5 protein-coding genes and 1 pseudogene are annotated in these 5,713 nt (G+C 45.4%); 3 read left to right on the forward strand and 3 right to left on the reverse strand.

What is annotated here, in order from left to right; translation table 11 throughout:
- Window positions 1-286: 286 nt before the first annotated feature.
- From ACTXGO_RS08730 to ACTXGO_RS08740, 3 genes and pseudogenes are all read right to left on the reverse strand, one after another.
- Window positions 287-1,069 (reverse strand): YoaK family protein, encoded by a 783-nt coding sequence (locus ACTXGO_RS08730; protein WP_317200803.1) that lies wholly within the window; start codon window positions 1,067-1,069, stop codon window positions 287-289.
- Window positions 1,032-1,580: pseudogene (locus tag ACTXGO_RS08735) on the reverse strand (NADPH-dependent FMN reductase). The gene ACTXGO_RS08730 and the pseudogene ACTXGO_RS08735 overlap by 38 nt, the downstream one beginning before the upstream one ends.
- An 86-nt stretch (window positions 1,581-1,666) precedes the next feature.
- Window positions 1,667-2,068 (reverse strand): DoxX family protein, encoded by a 402-nt coding sequence (locus tag ACTXGO_RS08740; RefSeq protein ID WP_443574076.1) that lies wholly within the window; start codon window positions 2,066-2,068, stop codon window positions 1,667-1,669.
- Window positions 2,069-2,285: 217 nt separating this feature from the next.
- On the opposite strand from ACTXGO_RS08740, the gene ACTXGO_RS08745 reads away from it, so the two are divergent.
- From ACTXGO_RS08745 to ACTXGO_RS08755, 3 genes are all read left to right on the forward strand, one after another.
- Complete coding sequence (locus ACTXGO_RS08745; RefSeq protein ID WP_443543533.1) at window positions 2,286-3,191, forward strand: LysR family transcriptional regulator; 906 nt, start codon at window positions 2,286-2,288, stop codon at window positions 3,189-3,191.
- Window positions 3,192-3,291: 100 nt separating this feature from the next.
- The gene (locus ACTXGO_RS08750; RefSeq protein WP_443574078.1) at window positions 3,292-4,422 is read left to right on the forward strand and encodes an MBL fold metallo-hydrolase; all 1,131 of its coding nucleotides are present in this window, start codon (window positions 3,292-3,294) and stop codon (window positions 4,420-4,422) included.
- Entirely contained in the window at window positions 4,422-5,225 is an 804-nt protein-coding gene (locus ACTXGO_RS08755) for an SDR family NAD(P)-dependent oxidoreductase (RefSeq protein ID WP_443574080.1), read from the forward strand. Before ACTXGO_RS08750 ends, ACTXGO_RS08755 begins: the two co-directional genes overlap by 1 nt.
- Window positions 5,226-5,713 lie beyond the last annotated feature (488 nt).

The raw sequence follows: 5,713 nt of genomic DNA on the forward strand, positions 1-5,713 counted from the left end.
AAGAACAATAAAAGTAAGAACAATAAAAGTACAGCCTTTTTAAGGCAGCAAGGTTGCATGACATCATTAGAAGGATTCATTTACTCAAAGATAAATGCAGTGCTGCTAACAAGGGGTTTTACGCCATATCAAAGATTGCAGACATAACAATAGGATCTACCCCAGTTGCCTGTACAGTAATAGGTATGATGTTATTTAAAATAAGCTATGTAAGAGAATTTTGTCGGGTGATGTTGCAAGAGAATATCGTTGCATGGCGTTATACAAGGATTTAGGATATTGGTCGCTAGCCGATGTTCTGTAAAAAGCTTTTGTCACGGGCCAGCCAAGCTAAGTACAGCACTGGCAATACAAACAAACCCACAGCCCAGTAGCCAAGCTTAACGTAAAGCACTGCACCCAATAGTGCCCCAACAACAAAGCTGATCACCAGCGCTGAGCTATGACCGAGCTTTTTGGCATTATCTAGCGTCCTATGGGCTAAATAGTCAGACAAATTGATACCGAGTTGGGTCGTATTGCCAGTCATGAGCACCGTGGGGCTCATGTGCTTGATGACAGTTTTGCTCGCTGTGTTACGAATCGCTAAAGCCGTCAAACCTAAGCCGCCAGTTATCGCCACCGTGATGCTATTGCCATCGGTAAAAGGCCCAAAAGATAATCCCGCTATCATAAACGCGGTGAGAAATACCGCTTCTGCTAATAGCAAATGCGTCAGTATCAGCTGCTGTTTGCGGCTATTATCGATATAGATTTTGGTCACAACGACCGTCAAGATGAACAGTGGCACAGAAGCTAGCTTGATCCACAGACCGTCCTCGCCTTTGACAAGTCCGCTCCCTGCCAATACCAAGTTACCTGTGACATGAGCGGTGAAAAACCCAAATAGGGTGATAAAGCCAATAGTGTCAATAGCGCCGCCGACGACAGTCAACAACACAGGGGCACGGTAGCGCTGCCAAAAACTTGGTGGCTGATCGTTTTGAGCGCCACTGTGATGACTATTTGACGCTACACTGTTAGATGCGCTATCAGACACCAGTACGTCCTGCGAATGTAGCGAGCTCATCTGTGAACTTTTTGAGGAATTTTTGTGTGCGCTCGCTGACCTGACCTGCGTCATCTAAGCTGTCAGTTGCATGGCCTAAATAGACCTCAGGGCTAATCATCATTTGAGCTGAGAGCATTTGCATGCTTTTGCGTACATCAAGGCCACTAGATCTGCCGCCATAGGTACCAGGAGAAGCGGTCACGACAGCGACTCTCTTAGCAGTCCATACGCTGTCACCATGAGGACGCGAGCCGATATCGATGACGTTTTTGAGCGCTGCGGGCATAGTACGATTATGCTCTGGGGTAACAATTAAGACCGCATCAGCCGTCTTAATCTGCTGGCGAACGCGATCATAACTATCGATACTCTGATCATCATAGTCTTAATTATAAAGCGGCAAGTCATCGATGATAACTTCTTCTACCTTGATGTCATCAGGTAGCTGCGACACGATATATTCTGCAAACTTACGGTTGATAGAGGCTTTACGCAAGCTGCCTATAATTAAAGCTATAGTCGTACTCATAGTGATCTCCTAATACTCTGCATTTATTACTGTGGTGCTGTTCATATTAGCAGAGCCTAGCTTAACAGAACTTAGCTTATTAAAACTTAGTGCAATCTTGTCTTTGGTGTCTGGTCTTTATCAATAGAATAAGCGCCTGGACCATGCGCAAATATCATCAAAAACCCACCTGCCATAGCGATGTTTTTCATAAAGGGGTTCATCTGCGACTCATCGTTCCAAAACTGATGAAACAAAATAGCAGAAACAATACTAAAACCAGCAATCAATAACGATACTAAGCGCGCTTTAAAACCGACAAGTACCGCGATACCGCCTAAGATTTCAAGGGCGATTACTAACGGCAATAGCATACTAGGGACGCCTACTGACTCCATATAAGCCGCTGTACCTGCATAACCTGTAATCTTGCTAAATCCTGAAAAGATAAAGATCATTGATAAAAATAGGCGACCGATTGGGGCGCTTAATTCTTGTAGTTTATCCATTTTGTTTCTCCAAAAGTTGAGTTTTTATTTAAGGTATTTTCGTTGAGTTGCATAATAGCACTATTGTAAAGGCTGATGGATGAGCGATAAACCGCACGAATCACAAATATAAGTTCTTATTATCAGAACAATGCTATAGTAACTTAAATGCTGACTTTATTATTTTGAGCGCCCTTTATATAAGATAGATTTTATCGACGAAAAACAGGAGAGTAAGGTGGGACAACTAGAAGATATGGCCATGTTCGTACGCGTGGTTGAAGCGGGTAGCATTACCAAAGCCGCTGAGCAGTTAAATGTCGCCAAATCTGCGGTGAGTCGTCGTCTAAAAGACTTGGAGACGCGTTTGGGCAATCAGTTGATCAGCCGCACCACGCGCCAATCGAATCTGACTGAAGCGGGTGAGTATTATTATCGCCAAGCGAACAATATCTTGAGCGAGGTAGAGGCTATCAATGAGCAAGCAACTGGCGCACCCACGCGTATTGAGGGTACGCTTAAGATGACCGCGCCATTAACCTTTGGTCTGATGCATTTAAGTGAAGTGATAGATGACTACTCAAAAGAGTACCCCAATCTAAAGTTTGAGTTGGACTTCTCAGATCGGCACATAGATCTGGTTGAAGAAGGCTACGAGCTTGCTATTCGCATTAGAGAATTACAAGACTCAACGCACCAAGCCAAGCGTTTGGCGCGAATTCGATACTCGCTGTGCGCAAGTCCCGACTATCTAAGCAAAATGGGCACGCCGCAGACGGCTGATGATCTGACAGAGCATGAGTTCTTGCAATATGGCCTTGGCAAATATGGCTCGATAGCGCTGACAGATGAGCAAGGCAAAACGCATAACGTGGTGACACAATCGAAAATAAAAGCCAATAACGGTGATTTTTTGCTCGATATGGCAGTAAGGGGTCAAGGTATTGCGTTTTTGCCTACTTTTATTACCTATCAGACCGTAGCGCGCGGCGCACTTATTCCTATCCTTGAGCAGTATAAGCTGCCCTCTTTAAATGCTTATGCCGTCTATCCCAAAAACCGATTTTTGTCACAGCGCTGTCGTTATCTGATTGATTTTATTGCAGAACGCTTCGGTGATGATCCGTATTGGGATAAGACTTAAGCGTACGCTAAAAGTACTATCACTGCCGAAATACTATTGCTATTATCAAGTACAGCTTATGATTTAAAGCTCATTGACAACCAAACACTTATAAGGATATATGATGGATTTGCAATCATTAGGTATGAAAACCTTGCACGACTTTAATGAAGTACGCCAAAGTCCATTGCCACAAGAGCGCCTAAGTGCGGCGCGCAAACAGGCCGAAGCGTTTCGCGAGCGCTTTATGGAGGAGCCGGAGGTCGCCTACTATCAAAGCGTCAATCTAGTGCGCGTCCCCTACCCGACATGGTACGCTTATAGCGGCGTCTATACGCAAAGCACCTACAAGTTTCCGTATTTGCATATTTTAAACCGTCTATTTATTGTGCAGTTTCGCAACGCCTTAGGTGAGCTTAAAACCTTGTTGTTCTCACCATCAGATATCGATGCTGACCGTGAAACGCCATTCTTTAAACGCCTAACTGATAAAATGCCCAACTGGTCGCCGCTTGAAAACGTGGTTGCGCCTATCTTACGCGATGTCACTGAGGCTCTAAAAGAGATTAATCTAATGCCAGAGGACGTCGATTACATCAGCTACGACCATCTGCATACGCAAGATGTACGTCAATGGCTCGGTAGCAAGACCGCTACTGAGGACAGACCTGCCTACTTCCCAAATGCCAAGCTCCTCGTCCACGAAAAAGAATGGCAAAGCGCGCAGGGGCTACTGCCAGTACAAGCAGAATGGTACTGCCCTAATGGCATCGAAGGCGTCGATCCTGAAAAGGTGATTACCTTTACCAGTAGCCTACAGTTGGGCGAAGGCTTAGCGCTTGTGCATACGCCTGGTCACACTGAGGGCAATCACTCTTTGGTCGCGCGCGTCCCTGACGGTATCCGCGTCACCTCAGAGAATGGCGTGGGCGCTGATGCTTATGCCCCGATGAACTCCAAGGTCAACGCCATTCGCCGCTATGCCAAAAATACAGGCATGGAGGTTATCTTAAATGGTAACACCCTAGAGGACAGCACCGACCAATATATCTCTATGGTCGTTGAGAAAACCATCGCAGGACCGTCTAGCAATCCTGACTTTCCTAATTGCGCCTCAAGTAGTGAAGCCACCCCTTATTGGCTCTTGCCAGGTCAAAAGGTCAGTCATCTCATTGGCGAAGCTAAGTTTGGCTCGCTGCGTACCCGTAGCGCTGCACCTCAAAATAGTAAAGCGCAACAGGTAGGTGCTTGATGAGTTACTATAAAGACAAAACGGTTTATATCACGGGTGCAGCCTCTGGTATTGGCTTTGAGACGGCCAAGCAATTGATCAATCAAGGCGCGCATCTAGTACTATTTGATGTGCAAACGCTCGATGAGACCTTGTCAACGCTCAAAGGCATGAACAAACTCAACACCTCAATTAGCACCTATGAGCTTGATGCGACCGACGCCCAGATGACTACCAAACAGATCGCTGAGGCCGCGAGTCATACGCCGCCCGATATCTTAATGCATTTCGTTGGCGTCACAGGGCCTTGGACTTTTGATGAGATGACGCAAGAGCAGTTTGAGCGAGTCATGAGTATCAATGTGTTTGGTACGCGCAACGTGCTGGCAGCGGTACGTCCCTTTTTATCGCGCGGCAAGCAAGTGATGGTGACGGCGTCGATGGCATCGTTTACAGGTAGTTATGGCTATAGCTCTTATAGCGCCTCCAAATTTGCCATTTGGGGCATGATGCAATCGCTTCATTATGAATGGCAGCCTTTGGGGATCGATATTACTGTCTTTGCCCCGCCGCCTATCGATACCCCGCTTACCCAAGCTGAGGTCGGAGTCATGGCAGCCGCAGGCGTCGGTATGAAAAAGCTAGCAGGCGAGCTCAAAATTGAAGATGCGGTCAAAGCTATGCTAAAAGGCGTCAAAAACCGTGAGTTCTTGGTTGTGCCAGGCGTGATGGCCAATCTCATCCGCTTGCAACTACGCCTCTTTCCTGTCAGATGGGTCAATTGGATCGGTGACAAAGCGGTTGCAATGTCGATGAAGAAATAAGCAGTTTTTGTTTTAGATTAAAACCTCAAAAATCCTGATTAAGTTAATGTAAGTAAGATGTAGCGGGATGGATATGAATTTTTGCAGCCTCTGTCTGCGTAGGCACAGCACGCAAAAAAATTTATATCCATTCCGCGTGTCCGTATAGCATTTCTATTTTATTTACTTATTATTAGCTGAGCGTAATGCTCAGCTTTTTATTGCCTATTTGTCATATCTCCCTAATCAATCCATTCCTGCCTACACAATTGCCACCGAACCATGACAATAAGAGATAGCAGCTATTTGCTAAATATTTTACGCTTTAATGACCTATAGTCGGTTCACTATAAATGTTATAGCAAGACTGATAAAAATTTTTGCAGCCCCTGTCTGCATAGGCACCCCAAGCTAGAAAATCTTTATCAGCCTTGCTAGTAAATAGAGCACATAATACTTTTACTTAGAATCTACTGATCACTACATACTTAAAATAAAACGATAACTCT

The organism is Psychrobacter sp. T6-1 (assembly GCF_052258445.1).

Bases quoted from the DNA above. Each gene is read 5' to 3' on its own strand.
- ACTXGO_RS08750 (WP_443574078.1), top strand. From the start codon at position 3,292: ATGATGGATTTGCAATCATTAGGTATGAAAACCTTGCACGACTTTAAT.
- ACTXGO_RS08755 (WP_443574080.1), top strand. From the start codon at position 4,422: ATGAGTTACTATAAAGACAAAACGGTTTATATCACGGGTGCAGCCTCT.
- ACTXGO_RS08740 (WP_443574076.1), bottom strand. From the start codon at position 2,068: ATGGATAAACTACAAGAATTAAGCGCCCCAATCGGTCGCCTATTTTTA.
- ACTXGO_RS08730 (WP_317200803.1), bottom strand. From the start codon at position 1,069: ATGAGCTCGCTACATTCGCAGGACGTACTGGTGTCTGATAGCGCATCT.